Source organism: Rosettibacter sp. KY25 (genome assembly GCF_057554405.1).
In genome coordinates this window covers 145921-165380 of sequence record NZ_BAAJAO010000003.1, presented here as the reverse complement: position 1 = coordinate 165380, position 19460 = coordinate 145921, and the positions used below count along the sequence as shown (strand labels likewise).

Here is a 19460-nt window from a genome sequence, read left to right as displayed (position 1 = left end):
TATTTTTAATAATAATATCCTATTGTGAAGTAGAAAAATGTTGGACTCCAAACCACAATATTATTTGGAAGTGTGTTTTTTATATAAAAACTTTTCCCAAAAGAAAAATCGGCAGGACCAACCGGCGTTTGGAATGAAATTGTTCCGCCGATTCCATGTCGTAAATCTTTAAATCGAATTTCTTCTTTTTGACTCCAGATTGAACCTAAATCGTAACGAAGACTAACATAAGTTGTGAAAAAAAGTTTAACAGGTAATTTATATCGATAACCAAGAGATGTAAGAAAAATTTGTCTCCCTCGATATTCATATTCTCTCATTCCAAAGAAAGAATTTTGTCCCCCAAGCGAAAACTGTTGAGTAAGTGGCAAAGTTTTATCTGCGAATCCAAAAATTGTTTTAAATATCATTGTATGATTTTTCTTTATGCTAAAAGTGTTTTTGTAATCGAAATAAAATTTTGTGTAACTAACATCTCCTCCTAAAGCAGCTTGTGCGGTTTCGTAAAATGTTCTTACAAGAAATCCTTCTGTTGGGAAAGGATAATCGTTTTGTGAATCAATAAAAAGTGTGAATCGTAATCCTGAAATCATCGATATATAAGTTGGTATAGAATAACTTGATTTATTTTTAATTTGGTCTTGTTGAAATCTTGCTTCGACTAAAAGATTGCCAAATCTTTGGACCTGTGTTCCAATTCCGAAAGACCCTCCAAAAAATATTTGTCTGTATTCCCCAATTTTATTACGAATAAATTTATTAAATGCAGCCGTAGTATCGTTTGCATAAACATTTACATCATTAAATTCATAAAATGCTCTTATTTTATAAGTTAAGTATGTATCGAAGACACGGTTTGCTTTGTGTTCCAAGATGTATGAACGAGTTCTAATTCCGCCTGAAAATATTGCACCTACTTCAGTTCCTGTTCCATTAAAATTTTCGTCACGGATATCTACTGACATTTGTGAATAATTCTCGTTATCAACCCTAAATCCTAAACGCAAAACGCTCGATGGCTTTTCAATCAAACGAATTTTTATATCGTTTCTGCCAGAGTTGTTTTCTGTCAACAACTCAACTTGTTCAAATAAATTTGTGCTGCGCAGATTTGATAAACCAATTTTTGCATCATTATATTTGAAATAATCTCCATGTTTAAGAGGAAATTCTCTTGTTACAATTCTTTCATTTGTTTTTTCATTCCCTTCAACAAAAACATTATTAATTTTTCCTTCATCAATTTCTATTAGAAGCTTTTTGGAATGTTCATCAAAATCTGTTTTTACAATCTGAGCAAGGACATAACCTTTTGAGCGATACAAATGCAAAATTTTTAGAAGTGCTACTAAAACCGAATCAGGATTGAATGGTTTTTCAAGAAGAGGATTTAAAATATTTGTAAAATCTTTTGCAGTAAGAATCGAATCGCCCCTTAATTCATAACTTTCTATTTTGGGATTTTCAATTGCATGCAGATTAATAAGAGTTTTGTTTTTCTCTGTTGTAATTTCATAAAACAAGTCCTTAAAATTTCCGAAGCGTTGCAAAAGGTAAAGTTTATATAATAAATCCTTCTTGCTAATTAAATCATAGTATTTTGTTCTAAATATTTTATCTGCATAAGATGAAGTACTTTTAATAAAAACATTTGTCAAATATTCATCTTGAAAAGGCAATTTGTTTTTAAATTGAACTTCAAATTTTTTTTCGATATTACTTATTACTTTTTGAGCAGCTTCATAACCTTTCATTACAAGATCATTCAAGCTGTCGAAATCTGTATTTTTTCTTCCATGCAAATCAGGCTGAATTACAAAATCAGCTTCTTCAAGTTGCTGTTCATTTAATATTTGCATTGGAATACTTACCAATTGGTCTGCAATTACCCATGGATAATTTAATTCGCTTTCCTGATAAAGTGGACTTACAGCATTTACAGCAATTACAATATCAGCCCCAAGTTTCCGAGTTTCCTTTACTGGAATATTTGCTACAAGTCCACCATCAACCAGACTATAAGAATCCTTTTTTACTGGAGGCAAAAGAAGAGTTACACTTGAACTTGCCTGCATTGCAAGTCCAAGTGGTGGTTCATCAAGAATAATTTCTTTTCCAGAAACTAAATCTGTTGCTATTGCTCTAAATTTATAGAGGAGTTCATCAAAATTATTTTTTGATTTAATTGGAGCACTCAATGCAAGCAAATTTAGATAATTTGCACCGCGCTGACCCGAAAGTATAGATTTTGGGATTAATGGTTTAAGTCCCTCCAATCTAAAAGTAACAACAGCTTTATCTTGAGTAATTTTCTGGTCAACAAACAATTCATTTCGATTTGTTTGTTCGATTGAGAAAAAGTCGCCCCAGTTTGTTGATGTAACAATTGAATCAAGCTCGTTCAAATTATAACCGGAAGAATAAAGACCTCCGATTATACTGCCCATGCTTGTTCCAACAATAATTTCGACAGGAAGATTTTTTTCTTCAAATGCTTTTAAGATTCCCAATTGAGAAATTGCGCGGGCACCTCCGCCACTTAATGCAATTCCAATCTTAGGAAGATTATCTGGAATTTTTTTGGTTAAACCAAACGGCAATTTTTTGTCAATCAGGTTTAACCTTAGCGTATCTTTTTGCTGTGCAAATACAGAAGCAGTTAAAATAACTATAATGAAAAGTCTATAAAATTTATTCACAACGGTTTGAACCGCAGTTTATTTTCTTTTATGAACAGATTTCTTTTGTGCTTGAGCCTGCTTTTCTGCTGCTTCCATCATTCGAGCCATAAATCCTTTCTTTTTCTTTGGGTCTGCTACAGGAACAAGTTCAACATCATCTTTTCTTTTATTGATATAATATTGTTGTGCAATTGAAAGCAAATTGAACATGAAATAATAAAGATTCAATCCTGATGGGAATCCCATAAACATCAATGTAAACATAATTGGCATAATGTAAACAAGAGCTTTTTGCGATGGGTCTTTTACACTCTGCTTTTGCTGGATAAACATTGTTATTCCAAGCAATAATGCAAGTCCACTTATGATATCAATATTAAATAGAGGGATTTTAAAAGGAAGTTTATAAATTTTATCTGGAGCAGAAAGATTATCAATCCACAACATAAACGGCTGCTGCCTTATATCAATAACATTATTAAACAAACTCCACAAAGCAATTAATATAGGCATTTGTAAAAGCATAGGCAGACATCCACCCATTGGATTAATTCCATAAGTTGAATAAAGCTTCATTGTTTCTTTTTGAATTCTCTGAGGGTCGTCTTTATACTTTTCCTTAATTTCATTTATCTTTGGCTGAAGCAGCTGCATCTTTTTCATCGACTTCATGCTTTGTCGTGTTAAAGGATGCAGTGCAAATTTTATAATAATTGAAAGAACGATAATTACAAGTCCATAATTTGGAATAAATTTATGAAGAAATTGGAGCAGTGGTAAAAGTACATATTCAGAAATTGGTCGAATTATAAATTTCAATCCAAAGAAACTTCCGAAATCAACTATTACTTCAAAATTTTTTCCATAACTTTTAAGAACATCATAATCAATTGGACCAAGATATAATTTGAAAGAATCCTTTTGATACTTTTGATTTTTGAAAGGAACTTTAAGACTCATGCTATAAAATTCACGAACACCAATTAAATATTGTTTATGAATTCCTTCAATATAAGCACCACCATCGTCACTTGGATTATTTGGAGCTAAGATTATAGTGAAATATTTATTTCTTACAGAAACCCAGTCTACTTTTCCATTAATATCTTTTGTGTATTTTTCTCCTTCGTGTGTGGCATCAATTATTGTTTGCTCTTCGCCTGCATAAACACTTGCATTTGAGTGATTAGCTTCGTCAACAGAATTTTTCTCTGTAAAGTTGATTCCATTATTCCAAACCACATCATATCTGTAGCTGCTTATAACATCATCAAAATTTTCAAATTCAATATCTACATCTGCAGAATAATTGTTACCGCGAAAAGTGAAAATCTTTTTAATTGTTCTATTGTCTGGTGTTGTAAAATTATATGTTAAAACAAGAGAATCATTACCGCTCAATTTGTAATAATAATTATCTGCATTAAAATCGAAATCAAAATTAGAAGTGTTAACTAATTTTCCATCTTTCGTAACAAAAATTATATTAAAATCGCCGCCCTGTTCAGTATTAACAAGCTGAACATGACGGTTATAAAAATCAGATTTATCAAATTCTTTGTAATACCATGTTTCATATTTTTTCAAGTAATATTTTCTAATCTTTGCACCGTGCGAAGTCAATTCAATTTTTGCAAGGTCGGTTTCAATTGTAATTATTCGTTCAGGTTTTGTAATATTTCCAAGAGTTGTTTCTGTTTTAGTAGAATCTTCTTTTTGAGCTTCAGTAATTTTTTCTTCTTTTTTCTCTTTAATCTCTTTTTGAACAGCCGTAGTATCAACAGTTTGTTTTTGAGGTGGAGGTGGTGTTGGAGTATTCCAGTAGAGCCAGAGAATTAAAATTATACCGATTAAAATAAATCCAATTGTTGATTGTTTATCCATTATAGTTCCTATAATTATTCAAGTGGGTCATATCCGCCTTTGCTGAATGGATTACATCTTAAAATTCTCCACACAGCTTTTAATCCTCCCTTCAACACGCCGTATTTTGACAAAGCTTCTACAGCATACTGAGAGCAAGTTGGATAAAACCGGCAGGAAGAAGGGAAAAGCGGTGATATTATTTTTTGATAGATTTTAATTAAATATATAAAGATAAATCGCATTTTAAATTCTTAACTTAATCTTATTCATCAAATCTACAACTTCGGGCATAATATTGCACAATTTTATTTTCTTGTTCTTTCCTTCATTTAATGTATTTGAAGAAAAAATTATATACAAACAAACTTTCTTTTCATCACAAAGAGTTTTTAAAATTTGTTTATTCAGACGGTACGATTCTCGTAAAAGTCTTTTTAATCTGTTTCTCCAGACCGCCTTACCACTTTTTCTTGAAATTGCGAACGCAACTTTAACTCCAACGAAATTCGGATTATTCTCAATATAAAAAATTGCTTTTAGATTAAAATTAGAAGAATAAATAACTTCGCCTTTTGAATAGACAAGTTCAAATTCTTTTTTCTTTTTGATTCTTTCTTTTGCAGAAAGACCAAATAGTTTCAAATGAACCTCCTCGCTTATTATGCGAGGTGTTGTTATCAGCGTTCGTCACTTACAGTTAATTTTTTTCTGCCTTTAGCTCTTCTTCTTGCAAGAACTTTTCTGCCGTTTTTTGTAGACATTCTTTCACGAAAACCGTGTGTATTTTTTCTTTTTCTAATGCTTGGTTGAAATGTTCTCTTCATTTTTTACCTTAATTTCATTTGAAAGTGCGCAAAATTACTCAAATTATGTTTAATAACCAAAATTCTTGGAGAGATTTGGTGGGTTCCCAGTTTAAAAAAGGTGAGCGGAAATCCCAGCGAACAGCCCAGCCGATTTACTGCCCGCCAGAATAACCGCCGCCTTTTAATTTTTTCTTAGAAGAACAATAACATTTATGATAACCTCAATCAATATGCCAAAGAAATTCTTGCAATATCTTTACAAATTCCAACTACAATATTTTAGAATGTCTCATTCAGAAATACTTTATCAAAAAAGAACATTTTAAGTGCAGAATGAACTAATTATTTTTGCTATTCAAATTTTCTTTATTATTAAACAAACATTTTAATAATAAAATTAGTTTGATATACATCATAAAAATTCTTTTGAGTATGAAAAGATTTTATCCGTAAAAATTAATTATCATAGTAACTTTTTGAATTGTGCTAAGTCTAAATGTTCAGTGAAATTAGAATACAGATTAAAAAAAGAGATAAATATGAAAAAATTATTGCTATTTCTGGTAATTTTATTTATACCATCATTATTCTTTTCTGCAGGAAGAACTAACAGCGATAAAGTTGTTCCTGCGTTGAAATCAGAGAGTATTAAAATTATTCTTGATGGAAAGTTAGATGAACCTATCTGGCAAAATCCTCCAATTAAAGATTTTACACAAAGAGATCCTGATGAAGGAAAGCCTGCTTCTGAAGAAACGCATGTGTGGGTAGCTTATGATAACGAAAACATTTACGTGGCTGCAAGATGTTTTGATTCTCACCCTGAATTAATTGATGCAAGTTTAACAAGGCGCGATAACTATATGCTTTCTGATTGGTTCGCTTTTTATGTTGACCCTTATAATGACAAAAAGAACGGTTACTTTTTTGCGGTTAATGCCGGGGGTTCTATAATTGACGGAGTTTTATTTAACGACAGCTGGGATGATAACACTTGGGATGGAATTTGGGAAGCTAAAACTAACATCGACGAAAAAGGATGGACAGTTGAAATGAAAATTCCTTTTTCTCAACTCCGCTTCAAAGAATCTGACAAAATGAAATGGGGAATTAATTTTGCCAGAGAAATTAAAAGAAAAAATGAAAGGTCATACTATGTTATGGTTCCTAAAAAAGAAAGTGGATTTGTTTCAAGATTTGCAATACTTGACGGTTTATCTGGAATAAAATCAAAACAAAGAATTGAAATTTTTCCTTATGTAGTTCAAAAAGCTCAGTATCTTGTTCATGATGCAAATGACCCTTTCTACAAAAGCAATCAATACAAAACTTCAATTGGAACAGATTTCAAAATAGGATTAGGCACCAATCTAAATATTGATGGAACTATTAATCCAGATTTTGGTCAAGTTGAAGTTGATCCTGCAGTAATTAATCTAACAGCTTTTGAATCTTACTTCGAAGAAAAAAGACCATTTTTTATTGAAGGCTCTAACATTTTTTATTTTGGTATTGGCGGGGCAAATAATAACTGGGGATTTAATTTTGGTTGGCCTCAGCTTTTTTATTCAAGAAGAATTGGAAGCAGACCACACGGCGATATTTCAGACAATGAATTTGTAAACTATCCATCTGAAACCAGAATTTTAGGGGCTGCTAAATTAACAGGCAAATTAGACGAAACAACTTCTATTGGAGCTGTAAGCGCAATAACAGAACGAACTTATGCAACTTTATTTAATAATGGAACAAAACACGATGAAGAAGTAGAACCTTTAACTCACTATGGAGTTCTTAGAACAAAAAAAGAATTCAATGAAGGAAAACTATCACTTGGATTTATGTTTACAAGTGTTAACAGAGATTTACGCACAAACTCATTAAAAAATATTTTACCAAAAAATGCATATACATTTGGAATTGACGGCTGGACATTTTTGGACGAATCAAAGATCTATGTTTTAACTGGAGCTTTTACCGGCAGTTATGTAGAAGGAAGTAAAGAAAGTTTACTTGAAATTCAACAAAGACCATATCGATATCTTCAAAGACCTGATGCAAAATTTTTAAAACTTGATTCTACAAGAACTTCACTTTCAGGGTATTATGGTAGATTAATGTTAAATAAACAGGAAGGAAATTTTTATGTCAATGCATCAGTGGGAGCTGTCTCGCCCGGATTTGAACATAATGATTTAGGATTTCAATGGAATGCAGATAAAATTAATACACATATTGTTTTAGGATACAGATGGTTTGAACCAGAAAAAATTTTCAGGTCAAAATTTATTTATGTTGCTCATGCAAGGTCTTATAATTACGATGGAAATATTATCACTAATTTTATATGGGGCAGATTTGGAGGAACATTTACAAATTATTACAGCATTTCAATTGGCGGTAGTTATGAATTCGAAGCCTTTAGGCCTTCGCTAACAAGAGGAGGTCCTTTGACTAAAAATCCTGCTGAATGGGGTTTCTGGTTTCATGCAGAAACTGATGAAAAAGAAAAATTAATACTGGAATTTGAAAATGAATATGGAAAAGATAAACTTGGTGGAATTTACGAAGGAATAAACATTGATTTAGACTGGAAGCCAAATTCACAAATTAAATTCAGCATTGGTCCTTCTTTTTCATATTCAATCAATCCAACACAGTGGATAGATAAATTTGAAGACCCTTATGCAGTAAATACATATTTCAACAGATATGTTTTTGGAAAAATTATTCAACATACTTTATCTGCTAATATTAGACTCAATTGGGCTTTTACACCAACATTAACTTTGCAGGTCTATCTGCAGCCGCTTTTTGCAGTTGGAGATTATCAAGAATTCAAAGAACTAAGCAAACCCAAAAGCATGTCATATTTAACTTATGGACAAAATAATTCTTCAATAAAATATGATGAAGAAAATAATGAATACATTGTTGATCCCGATGGCAATGGTCCTGCAATGCCATTTAGATTTGGAAATCCAGATTTCAATTTCAAATCATTAAGAGGTACTGCAGTTTTAAGATGGGAAGTAAAACCCGGCTCAGTTTTATATTTTGTTTGGTCTCATGATCAAGTTAATGAAGATAATCCAGGAGTATTTGATTTCAAACGCGATATAAAAAATTTATGGCAAACAACAGGTAATAATGTTTTAATGATTAAGTTTTCATATTGGTTTAATTTATAATTTACATTAACTTTCCACCTCAAATTTCATTCAAATTATAAATTAAACATATGGCATTAAATCTTTCACAAAGAATAAATAAAATTACTGTTTCTCCTACTATGAAAATTGCTCAGCAGGCAATTGAAATGAAAGCAAGAGGAGAAAATTTAATTGACTTAACTGTAGGAGAACCTGATTTTCCTACACCTCAAAACATTAAAGAAGCTGCTATAAAATCAATTGAAAATAATTTTACGAAATACACAATAAACTCCGGCATTTATGAACTTCGAAAAGCAATCTCAGAAAAGTTAAGAATAGAAAACAATCTCGAATACAAACCGGAAGAAATTATTGTCTCATCAGGTGCAAAGCAGAGTATTTTTAATGCAATACTTGCAATTGTTGAAGATGATGATGAAGTAATAATTCCTGCACCTTATTATGTTTCTTATCCACATATTGTATCACTGTCAAATGGGAAATCAGTTTTCATTCATACTGATGAGGAAACAGAATTTAAGATTACACCCGAACAATTAAAGAATGCAATTACTGAAAAAACTAAACTTTTAATTCTTTGCAATCCTTCTAATCCAACTGGAAGTTTATATTCAAGAAAAGATTTGGAAAAACTCATTCCAATACTTGAAGAAGGTGAATTTTATATTTTATCTGACGAGATTTATGAAAAATTAATTTATGACAATAGTGAATTTGTAAGCCTTGCATCATTAAGTGAAAAAATTAAAAGGAAAACAATTACAGTTAATGGATTTTCAAAATCGTATTCAATGACAGGCTGGAGAATTGGTTATGCTGCTGGTCCGCAAGAAATTATTAATGCGATGAATAAGATTCAAAGTCACAGCACATCAAATACTTCTTCGATTTCACAAAAAGCTGCTCTGGAAGCTTTAACTGGTCAACAGGATTTTATAAAATATTCACAAAAAGAATTTGAAAAAAGAAGAAATCTTCTTTATGATGAATTAACATCAATTAAAGGATTGAAATGCTATAAGCCTCAAGGAGCATTTTATCTGTTCCCGAAGATTTCTTCTTTCTTTGGCAAAAAAAATAATAAACAAATTATTCAATCATCATTTGATTTTGCTCTTTACTTATTGCAGACAGAAAAAGTTGCCGTTGTTCCCGGAAGTGCATTTGGAGCAGATGAATACATAAGACTATCTTATTCAACTTCTGAGGAAAATTTAATTGAAGGTGCTCATAGAATTAAAAATGCAATTGCAAAATTAGAAGACTAAATTTTTATCCACACAGTTTTAATATTTACAAATTCTTTTATGCCGTAATGAGATAACTCTCGACCATAACCTGAATTTTTAATTCCGCCAAATGGCAATCGCGGATCGCTCTTTACCATTCCATTGATAAACACTGAACCTGCTTCAATTTTTCCAGCATAATATTTTGCTTTTTCAATATCTCGAGTCCACAATGATGCACCGAGACCAAATTTTGTATCATTAGCAAGTTCAATTGCTTCGTCTTCATTTTTTACTTTTATCAATGATGCAACGGGACCAAAAATTTCTTCATCATAAGCTGGCATTCCTCTTTTTACATTTGTTAACACAGTCGGTTCAAAGTAAAAACCTACTGTGTTAATTCTATTTCCGCCGCATAAAACAACAGCTCCACATTCAACTGATTTCTTTACATGAAATTCAAGTTCATTTAATAAATCTTCTCTTGCAATTGGTCCAAGTTCTGTTGATTCATCCATAGGATTTCCAATTTTTACTTTCGACATCAAATCAACAAACTTTTTTTCAAATTCATCATAAATTTTTTCAACAACAATAAATCGTTTTGCAGCAATACAGCTTTGTCCATTATTTATTAATCTTGCAGTTACACCAGTTTTGACAGCCGCATCAATATCAGCATCTTCAAGAACAATGAATGGGTCGCTGCCCCCAAGTTCCATTACAGATTTTTTCAATAGCTTACCACAATATTTTGCAACTTGTCTTCCTGCATATTCACTGCCTGTTAAAGTAACTGCTCTTACTTTTGGATGATTAATTACTTCTTCAACTTCTGCAGAGCTGATTAAAATTGATTTAAATAAATTTTTAGGAAAATTTGCTTCTTCAAAAATTTTTTCAATTGAAAGAGCGCACATCGGAACATTTGATGCATGTTTAAGAATACATGCATTTCCTGCCATCAATGCTGGTGCGGCAAATCTAAATACCTGCCAGAAAGGAAAATTCCACGGCATAATTGCAAAAACAACTCCAAGAGGGTCAAATTGGATATAACTTTCTGAAGCATCTGTTGAAACAAATTCTTTTTGTAAAAATTCTTCTGCATTCTCAGCATAATAATCACACACCCAGGCACATTTTTCAACTTCAGAAACTGCCTGCGTGATTGGTTTCCCCATTTCAGTTACAATGATTTTTGCATATTCATATTTATTATCTCTCAAAAGTTTTCCTGCATTTTTCATCAGCAAACTTCTTTCCGCAAAAGTTGTTTGTTTCCAGAATTGAAAAGAATTATCAACATCTTCAATAATGTTGAATACATTTTCTAAAGAAATTTCTTCGAAAGTTTTTTCCACCTGATTTGTAGCGGGATTAATAGTTTGAATAGCCATCTTTCCCCCAAAGAAATTTAATACAAATGTAATTTAGTGAATTTCGATTTTAGTAAAAAAATTTTGTAAGTTATTATCAGAAATTTAGAATAAGAATTAAATAACATTTTATTAATCATTAAATGATATTTGATAATTCATATACAGCATGAAAAAATCCAATCCTAAAACTTTTGTTCTTGATACAAATGTTATTTTGCACGACCCAACCTGCATACATCACTTTGAAGAAAATAATATAATCATTCCTCTTGTTGTAATTGAAGAATTAGACCATTTTAAGAGAGGAAATCAAGTAATAAATTTAAATGCCCGCGAATTTGCAAGAACACTTGACTCAATAACTGGCAATGAAATTTTTAACGGCGGGGTTTCTTTAGGCCGCGGCAAAGGAAAAGTAAGAATTGTTATTACAAGAGGGTTAAATAAAGAAATTCAGGAAATTTTTAGAGAAGATAATGTTGACCATCGTGTTTTAAGTGCAGCTTTTGAAGCCTCAAAACAAAACAAAGAAAAAGGGAAAGTAATACTTGTAAGCAAAGACGTTAATCTTCGAATGAAAGCAAAAGCTATTGGAATTCCTGCAGAAGATTATACTACAGACAGAATTCCAAACATCGAAGAACTATACAGCGGAAAAGCTGTAATTGAAAATTTTGATGATGACATTTTACAAAAATTATATCAGCCGCCGTATGAAGTTCCTGCAAAACAAATTTTGAAAAAAATAAAAACGGAAGCAGTCCCAAATAAATTTTTTATAATGAGAAATTCATCTCGTTCCATTCTTACTGTTCTCGATAGTGAAATGGAAAAATTCAAAAGAATTGATAAAGAAGTTGTTTATGGAATAAAACCTCGAAATGCAGAACAAACTTTTGCTGTAAACGCTTTATGCAATCCTGACATTCCGCTTGTTACATTAACAGGAAAAGCAGGCACAGGTAAAACGCTTCTTGCACTTGCATGTGCTTTACATGTAAGAAAAAATTATAGACAAATTTATGTTGCTCGTCCCGTTGTTCCTCTTAGCAATAAAGATATTGGATACTTGCCCGGCGATGTTGAAAGTAAATTAGCTCCATACATGCAGCCTTTGTGGGATAATCTAAAAGTTATTCAAGACCAATTTCCCGAAACAGATAAAAATTATCAGCTAATCAATTCAATGATAAAAGAAGAAAAACTTGTAATAGAACCATTAAGTTATATTCGAGGAAGAAGTTTGCAAAGAATTTACTTTATTGTTGATGAAGCACAAAATCTAACACCTCACGAAGTTAAAACAATTATTACTCGTGCAGGTGAAGGAGCAAAAATTGTTCTCACCGGAGATATTTATCAAATCGACCATCCTTATCTTGATGCACAATCAAATGGACTTTCTTACTTGATAGAACATTTCAAAGGACAAAAACTTTATGCTCATGTAAATCTTGAAAAAGGTGAACGTTCTCTTCTTGCTGAACTTGCAAGTAATTTACTTTAGTTTTGTTTTTCTAATTTTACTTTCACACTAAAATTCAAAGGCTCTACTCGTGTAAATGCAGGCATCATTCTTCTCATTCCTCCTGATGGTCTTTCAAATCCACCTTGAGGAAAATTTCTTTCAGTATCTCTTTCTCCAGATGGAAATTCCAGTTCTAAAGTTTCGAATGTAATTTTAAGATTTTCACCCATTGCTGCAGTAATATAAAAATTATTTTCCTGTTCTTTTGAAAACGGAATCTGAAGTTCGTATACAAGTTTATTTCCTTTAGCCGAGATTTTAATTTTTATTCCTTTATCATTTTCAAGTGGATACATCCAAAGCGGATATTTTGATTTATCAACTATTTCAAAATTCTTTTCTCGTTCAAGCAATCTTTCAAGAACTTTTTCGAGATTCAATCTTTCATTTCTATTTCTTCTTTCATCTTCATTTCTCAAAGTTCTATCTCTTCTCCACTGCATTATTTCATTTCTATCGAATCCAATTTCTGAAATCCCAAGTGGAAATTTTAATCCAAGAATTTTTGATTCATCATCAGGAATGAACCATATAACAAATCCAGCTCTAAGCATTTGCATTGCCTTTTGCGGTTCATCAACAATCAAGCATAAATAAATATTATTTCTGTCATTTTGAATACCAACCGAAGCATCTTCATCTTTGATATATTCAAGTTTATTCTGCCAATCAGAATAATCACCATCTACAACTAAACTGTCTGACTTCCAACTGCTTACAATTTGATGTGTTGTGCTGCATCCATTTATCAGAATTAATATTGATATTGCAATAAAAATTATCAAAATAAAATTACTGCGAGATTGTTTAATCAAGCTCCCACCTTTTAAATAATTTTTCACAAACATAATCGTCCCAAAAATTTTTTTAATTATAGACAAGGTTCTTTATTGACATGGTTTAATGAAGTGCAATTTGGATTTTATCTTAATGATAAATATTTATTATAAAGATAAAAGAAACGGTTAAGAACAATTTTACTTGATGTTTGAAATACTAAATATTTGATGGCACTTTTTATGCATTAATTTCATTTATCAAAAAATTGAAAGGGCATAAATGAAATCAGCATTAAGCTTCATTATTCTAATTTTACTGGTAAATTCAATATTCAGTCAAAATGAACCAGAGCTTAAAATTAATGATTCAGGATATTACGAACTTCCCGGATTAAACATAATGTCGTATGATGATTTTTATCCTGAAGGTCATCAAGGTGGAATTACAATAATAATGTTTGGGAAAAGACTTGCAGCAAATGGAGATGTTCGATTAGAACCAACTCCAGGTCAATGGTCTCCTGTTCCTAAAATGGGAAGAAGAATAATTGACAGAAAAAATAATTCGATTGAAGTTGAATTATGGTATCCTGATTCAAGCAAAGATAGAAAAGGATTTAATCCAATTATTTATCCAGATTTAAAACTGAAATACAAAATTAAAACCGAAGCAATTGGAAACAGAATAAAAATAATTGTCGACCTCGATAATCCCCTGCCAGAAGAATGGTCGCAAAAAGTTGGCTTTAACTTAGAATTATTTCCTGCTGAATACTTTGGAGAATTTTATTTAATGGATGGAAAAACAGGTCAATTCCCGCGTCAACCTGTAAGTGAACTTGAATATGACAAAGAGAATAAACTTCAGGCAAAACCATTAGCCGAAGGAAAAGAATTAATTGTTGCACCCGACAAAAAAGAAAAACGAATAAAAATTTCGAGCACGATAAATCAATTAATCCTTCTTGATGGAAGAAGTCTGCACAACAACGGCTGGTTTATTATTCGTTCAAACATTCCTTCAAATGTTACAAAACATGCAGTAGAATGGATAATATCACCCGCAATTGATACATCATGGAGATATAAACCTGTAATTCAAATTTCTCAAGTTGGATTTCATCCAGACCAAAATAAATTTGCTGTAATTGAACTTGACAAACGAACTCAAATTTTTGAACCAATAAATCTTATCAAAATCAATGAGGATTCTGAAATAATTATTAAACAAGAAACCAATCCTCGTTTATGGGGAAATTTTCTTCGTTACAAATATTTACGATTTGATTTTTCTGAAATCAAAGATGAGGGACTTTATAAAATTAAATATGGCAATACAGAATCAAATGTGTTTGAAATCAAAAGAGATATTTTTGCAAAAGGAGTTTGGCAGCCAACCTTAGATTATTTTCTTCCAGTTCAAATGTGTCACATGAGAGTTGAGGATAGATACAAAGTATGGCATGGCTTATGTCACATGGATGATGCAATAATGGCACCAACAAATTACAATCATTTCGATGGTTATTATCAACATGAATCTACTTTAACTAAGTACAAATCTGGTGAACACGTTCCAAAACTAAACATCGGCGGCTGGCATGATGCTGGAGATTATGATTTAAGAATTGAATCTCAAGCAGAAACAGTTTATAAACTTTCTCTTGCTTATGAACTTTTTCATATTGAACATGACCAAACTACAATTGACCAAAGTGAAAGACTTGTAATAATTCACAAACCTGATGGAAAGCCAGATATACTTCAACAAATTGAACATGGTGTGTTATCAATAATAAATGCTTATGAATCGATGGGAAGATTATATCGAGGAATTATTTGTCAATCACTCAAACAATATGTTCATCTTGGTGATGCTTCAACAATGACAGACAATTTTATTTACAATAAAAATGAATTCAATCCAATTACGAATAAAAAACTTTTGAATGACGACAGATTTGTTTTTACAGAAATTAATCCATCAAGAGAACTTTATACTTCACAGGTACTTGCTGCTGCATACAGAGTCTTAAAAAATTATAATCCAGAATTATCAGAAAAATGTTTGAAGACTGCAGAAGAACTTTTCAATCAGAATTCTAAAGAGAATGACAGAATAAAAATTAATGCTGCCGCAGAACTCTATTTATCCACATCAAAGAATAATTACAGAAAATTATTAATTGATAATCTGAATGAAATTTCATCTAATATAGAAAATTATAGCGAAACAATTGGAAGAGTAACTCAAAGAATTGGTGAACAAAATTTCACAAATAAAATTGAATCAAGTATAAAAAAAGAATATGAAAGAATTACTGAATTGCAAAAAGAAAATCCTTATGGAATTCCATACAAACCATACATCTGGGGTGCTGGCTGGGACATTCAGGAATTTGGCGTTAAAATTTTAATGCTGCATCTTTCCTTCCCTAACATAATTAAAAAAGATTTTGCATTTAATGCACTCAATTTTGTGCTTGGTTGTCATCCGGGAGAAAACACTGCATCTTTTGTATCTGGAGTAGGTGTTAATTCATTAACTGTTGCTTATGGATTTAATCGAGATGAATGGAGTTATATCCCTGGAGGAATTGCAAGCGGCACTGCACTGATACGTCCAGATTTACCAGAACTGAAAATATTTCCCTATTTATGGCAGCAAACTGAATATGTGCTTGGCGGCGGAACAACAAATTACATCCTGCTTGCTGCAGCAGCTGATTATATTTTTAACAAAAAAATCTTTTAAAAATCTTACTCAAAAAAGGAGAACCATTAATGAAAAGAAGAGATTTTATTAAAACATCTGCAATCATTTCTGCAGGTTTATCACTCTCAAGTTTTGAAATTAAAACTTTGGCAATGAATAAAAATCAGGAAAAAGCTTCAAACAAAATTCCACGTTACATTGGATTTAATCTCACAGAAAAAACAGGAGGATTTGGAAGAAAAAAATTCAATGAAGAAGATTTTGAAATAATGGCTGAATGGGGTTTTAATTTTGCACGCATTCCAATGTCATACTGGAATTGGTCTTCTAAAGATGACTGGTATAAAATTGATGAAGATGTTTTCAAAGATATTGATGAAGTTATTGAATTCGGCAAACAATATAATATTCACATCAATCTTAATTTACATCGTATTCCTGGTTACTGCATAAATGGAAGAAATCTTGAACCTTATGATTTATTTGAAGATACTCCAGAAAATATGCAAAAAGCGCTTGATGCTGCAGTTTATCATTGGAAATATATTGCAAGAAGATATGCAGGAATTCCAAATTCTCAATTAAGTTTCGATTTAATAAATGAACCACCTAAAAAAACTAATGAAGAAAGATATGTTGAAATTGTAAAAGCACTTGTTGAAGGAATTAAAGAAGAAGACCCAACCAGATTAATCATTGCTGATGGAAAAGATATTGGAAGATATCCTGTAATGGGATTAGTTGGAATTGTAGAAATGCAAAGCACAAGAGGATATGACCCAATGAGTTTAACTCATTACACAGCAACATGGGTGCCTAAAGATGAATTTGAAACTTTTAATCCGCCAACATGGCCCCTCAAAGGTGACGATGGGAAAATATGGGATAAAGCAGCATTAAAAGAAAAACTAATTGATTCATGGATGCCGCTTGTTGAAAAAGGTGTACAGGTTCATGTGGGTGAATGGGGTTGTTACAACAAAACTCCTCATGATATTACTTTGAAATGGATGGAAGATATTTTATCTCTATGGAAAGAAGTTAACTGGGGTTTTGCAATGTGGAATTTAAAAGGTGATTTTGGAATTCTAAACAGCAACCGCGCTGATGTAAAATATGAAAATTATAAAGGACACAAATTAGACAGAAAAATGCTGGAACTGTTAAAACAATATTTTTAAATCTCTGTGGTTCTCTTTTTTTTACTCTGTGGTTCTCTGTGTAATTAAAAATAATCAAGGAGAATAAAATGAATCGAAAATCATTTTTGAGAACCTTATCATTTGCAGGAATAATTCTAAGTTTACAGAGCAAATCTATTTTTTCAAAAAGCAGAGAAAAAAATCAAACTTTATTCAAAAACAAATCAACAATTGAAAAAGTAAAATTAGCAATGCTAAGCATGCAGCGCGCAACATGGGAACAGGGTGTAGCAATGCAGGCAATGCTCGAATCGGGCGAAGAAGAACTTGTAATACTTATGGCTAAAGATGCCGTTTTAAGACAATCCCCGGATGGAAGACTTGCAATGCTCGGAGAAGAATTTGCATTAAGTGATGCATGTTCCCCTGGCGAAGCAGTCCTTTGGGCAGCTAAAAAAACAGATGATGAAACTTTGATGAATGGTTTTAATAAATTGCTCGATTACATTATGAATAAAGCTCCCCGCAACAAAGATGGAATTATCTATCACTTTACAAATATTCCACAAATCTGGAGTGATATAAATTACATGCTTCCTCCATTTCTTGCAGTTGCTGGAAAGTATGAAGAAGCAGTAAAACAAATAGAAGGAACATTTTCTTATTTGTGGAATCCAGATAAAAAACTTTTGTCGCACATGTGGGATTGTGAAAAAAATGAATTTGCTCGAAAAGATTGCTGGGGTGTTGGCAATGGCTGGTCTGCTGCTGGATTAACAAGAGTTATCAATATGCTGCCAGATTCAATGCAGAAAGAAAAAAATAAACTTATTAATTATGTAAAAGATATAATTGACGGCTGCATTGCACACATCAGAAAAGATGGATTATTTCACAATATTGTAGATAATCCAGAAACTTTTGTAGAAACAAATTTATCTCAAATGCTTGCTTATACAATTTATCGAGGTATAAAAAGCGGCTGGCTTGATAAAAGTTATAAAGTTCATGCTGATAAAATGAGAGCAGCTGCTCATTCTAAAGTTGACAAACTTGGATTGGTGCAGGGTGTTTGCGGCTCCCCTGAATTTGACCACCCCGGAACAGCTACCGAAGGTCAAGCATTTTTTATAATGATGGAAGCCGCTTACAGAGACTTGATTTCATGATAAAATTCTTAATCTGTTATTTTAATTATGCCTTGCAGTTTATAGAAATTTTTAATATTTCTAATAAGCAAATAGTTCTTTGTGGCTGGAAATGTAGATTTGTTTTACTAATTGATAGAGGTGACGCTATGAAAAAGTTTTTTATTTCTGCATTGATTTTATTTTCACTCTTATTTTATGCTTGCAGCAGTAAAGTTGAAAAAACTCCGGCAGCAGGTTTCGAACCGCCAACATTATTAAAACAGCCGAGATTATATTATCCAAAAATTGCTCAGGAAAATGCTATATGGGGCAGCACTAAATTAATTCTTTCTATTAACAAAAATGGAATTGTCGAAGATGTTTATGTAGTTAAATCTTCAGGACACACTATTCTCGACAGCACTGCAGTTGATTATTGTAAAAATTTATTATTCAATCCTGCAAAAAGAAACGGCAAACCTGTTAATTCAAAAATTGAATGGGTAATTAAATTTAATATCACAGACCAAAATTGGAAGGTAGATAATTATCTCTTCGAGTTATCAAGATTGTATGAAAAAGTTCAATTACTTAAACCAGAATACAGAATTGAAATCCAAAGAGAGATTTTGCAAAAACATAATGAATTTGTTCAAAACTTTGGCGATGCATTGAATTTCAACAGAGTATTAAAACAAATTATTTCTCCTGAAATTACAAAAGAATGGGAAAAAGATTGGGACGGCTGGCCTCTCTCATTTTTGCTTTATCACGATTTCATAATTCGATTCAATGATTATGACAGCTTGCCTAAAGTCAAAACAATGATGATTAATTCACTTAAAACTGATATTCAATATATTAAAAACACACCATCGCTGAATGTTAAAATGGAAAAGGAAAAAGAGAAAATATTAAATAAAATCAGAATGTTTATTTCAAAAAATTATCCAGAGATAAACTTAAAAGAACTTAACTTCGGTTTTAATTATAATTCGATATTTATTACAAAAAAATAAATT

At 31.5% G+C, this 19460-nt stretch carries 14 protein-coding genes; 7 read left to right on the top strand and 7 right to left on the bottom strand.

The features are described from left to right. Positions 1 to 5: 5 nt before the first annotated feature. Genes AC27L2_RS03210 through rpmH form a run of 5 tightly spaced genes read right to left on the bottom strand, consistent with a single transcriptional unit; the run spans position 6 to position 5371 of the window. Complete coding sequence (locus AC27L2_RS03210; RefSeq protein WP_487210225.1) at positions 6 to 2699, bottom strand: patatin-like phospholipase family protein; 2694 nt, start codon at positions 2697 to 2699, stop codon at positions 6 to 8. 18 nt (positions 2700 to 2717) lie between these two features. Further along, positions 2718 to 4565 (bottom strand): membrane protein insertase YidC, encoded by a 1848-nt coding sequence (gene yidC / locus AC27L2_RS03205; RefSeq protein ID WP_487210224.1) that lies wholly within the window; start codon positions 4563 to 4565, stop codon positions 2718 to 2720. A gap of 14 nt (positions 4566 to 4579) precedes the next feature. Further along, a complete protein-coding gene (gene yidD / locus AC27L2_RS03200; protein WP_487210223.1) occupies positions 4580 to 4789 on the bottom strand; it encodes a membrane protein insertion efficiency factor YidD in 210 nt (69 codons plus the stop codon). A gap of 1 nt (position 4790) precedes the next feature. Next, entirely contained in the window at positions 4791 to 5189 is a 399-nt protein-coding gene (rnpA, locus tag AC27L2_RS03195; RefSeq protein ID WP_487210222.1) for a ribonuclease P protein component, read from the bottom strand. A gap of 35 nt (positions 5190 to 5224) precedes the next feature. Then, complete coding sequence (gene rpmH, locus AC27L2_RS03190; protein ID WP_487210220.1) at positions 5225 to 5371, bottom strand: 50S ribosomal protein L34; 147 nt, start codon at positions 5369 to 5371, stop codon at positions 5225 to 5227. A 521-nt stretch (positions 5372 to 5892) separates the two neighbouring features. Between rpmH and AC27L2_RS03185 the strand changes: the two genes are divergently transcribed. Both AC27L2_RS03185 and AC27L2_RS03180 read left to right on the top strand, forming a co-directional pair. Continuing rightward, entirely contained in the window at positions 5893 to 8544 is a 2652-nt protein-coding gene (locus AC27L2_RS03185) for a DUF5916 domain-containing protein (protein ID WP_487210219.1), read from the top strand. Positions 8545 to 8594: 50 nt separating this feature from the next. Continuing rightward, positions 8595 to 9797: a pyridoxal phosphate-dependent aminotransferase gene (locus AC27L2_RS03180; RefSeq protein ID WP_487210218.1), complete on the top strand. Its 1203-nt coding sequence runs from the start codon at positions 8595 to 8597 to the stop codon at positions 9795 to 9797. Here the strand turns inward: AC27L2_RS03180 and AC27L2_RS03175 are convergent. Next, complete coding sequence (locus AC27L2_RS03175) at positions 9794 to 11161, bottom strand: NAD-dependent succinate-semialdehyde dehydrogenase (protein ID WP_487210217.1); 1368 nt, start codon at positions 11159 to 11161, stop codon at positions 9794 to 9796. The genes AC27L2_RS03180 and AC27L2_RS03175 overlap by 4 nt on opposite strands. Before the next feature lie 148 nt (positions 11162 to 11309). Between AC27L2_RS03175 and AC27L2_RS03170 the strand changes: the two genes are divergently transcribed. Continuing rightward, entirely contained in the window at positions 11310 to 12650 is a 1341-nt protein-coding gene (locus AC27L2_RS03170; protein WP_487210216.1) for a PhoH family protein, read from the top strand. Here AC27L2_RS03170 and AC27L2_RS03165 read toward each other — a convergent pair. Continuing rightward, complete coding sequence (locus AC27L2_RS03165) at positions 12647 to 13486, bottom strand: hypothetical protein (protein WP_487210215.1); 840 nt, start codon at positions 13484 to 13486, stop codon at positions 12647 to 12649. The two genes, AC27L2_RS03170 and AC27L2_RS03165, sit on opposite strands and share 4 nt — an antisense overlap. A gap of 244 nt (positions 13487 to 13730) precedes the next feature. Between AC27L2_RS03165 and AC27L2_RS03160 the strand changes: the two genes are divergently transcribed. The 4 genes from AC27L2_RS03160 to AC27L2_RS03145 all read left to right on the top strand — a co-directional run bounded on the left by AC27L2_RS03160 (position 13731) and on the right by AC27L2_RS03145 (position 19457). Then, positions 13731 to 16205, top strand: coding sequence for a glycoside hydrolase family 9 protein (locus tag AC27L2_RS03160; protein ID WP_487210214.1), 2475 nt, complete (start codon positions 13731 to 13733; stop codon positions 16203 to 16205). Positions 16206 to 16234: 29 nt separating this feature from the next. After that, positions 16235 to 17347, top strand: a complete 1113-nt coding sequence (locus AC27L2_RS03155) for a glycoside hydrolase family 5 protein (protein WP_487210213.1) — start codon at positions 16235 to 16237, stop codon at positions 17345 to 17347. 68 nt (positions 17348 to 17415) lie between these two features. Further along, the gene (locus tag AC27L2_RS03150) at positions 17416 to 18477 is read left to right on the top strand and encodes a glycoside hydrolase family 88 protein (protein ID WP_487210212.1); all 1062 of its coding nucleotides are present in this window, start codon (positions 17416 to 17418) and stop codon (positions 18475 to 18477) included. Positions 18478 to 18605: 128 nt separating this feature from the next. Continuing rightward, entirely contained in the window at positions 18606 to 19457 is an 852-nt protein-coding gene (locus AC27L2_RS03145) for an energy transducer TonB (protein ID WP_487210211.1), read from the top strand. Positions 19458 to 19460: the final 3 nt, after the last annotated feature.

Coding starts and splice junctions, on each gene's coding strand:
- yidC (WP_487210224.1), bottom strand. CDS start 4,565: ATGGATAAACAATCAACAATTGGATTTATTTTAATCGGTATAATTTTA.
- yidD (WP_487210223.1), bottom strand. CDS start 4,789: ATGCGATTTATCTTTATATATTTAATTAAAATCTATCAAAAAATAATA.
- rpmH (WP_487210220.1), bottom strand. CDS start 5,371: ATGAAGAGAACATTTCAACCAAGCATTAGAAAAAGAAAAAATACACAC.
- AC27L2_RS03185 (WP_487210219.1), top strand. CDS start 5,893: ATGAAAAAATTATTGCTATTTCTGGTAATTTTATTTATACCATCATTA.
- AC27L2_RS03180 (WP_487210218.1), top strand. CDS start 8,595: ATGGCATTAAATCTTTCACAAAGAATAAATAAAATTACTGTTTCTCCT.
- AC27L2_RS03175 (WP_487210217.1), bottom strand. CDS start 11,161: ATGGCTATTCAAACTATTAATCCCGCTACAAATCAGGTGGAAAAAACT.
- AC27L2_RS03170 (WP_487210216.1), top strand. CDS start 11,310: ATGAAAAAATCCAATCCTAAAACTTTTGTTCTTGATACAAATGTTATT.
- AC27L2_RS03160 (WP_487210214.1), top strand. CDS start 13,731: ATGAAATCAGCATTAAGCTTCATTATTCTAATTTTACTGGTAAATTCA.
- AC27L2_RS03155 (WP_487210213.1), top strand. CDS start 16,235: ATGAAAAGAAGAGATTTTATTAAAACATCTGCAATCATTTCTGCAGGT.
- AC27L2_RS03150 (WP_487210212.1), top strand. CDS start 17,416: ATGAATCGAAAATCATTTTTGAGAACCTTATCATTTGCAGGAATAATT.
- AC27L2_RS03145 (WP_487210211.1), top strand. CDS start 18,606: ATGAAAAAGTTTTTTATTTCTGCATTGATTTTATTTTCACTCTTATTT.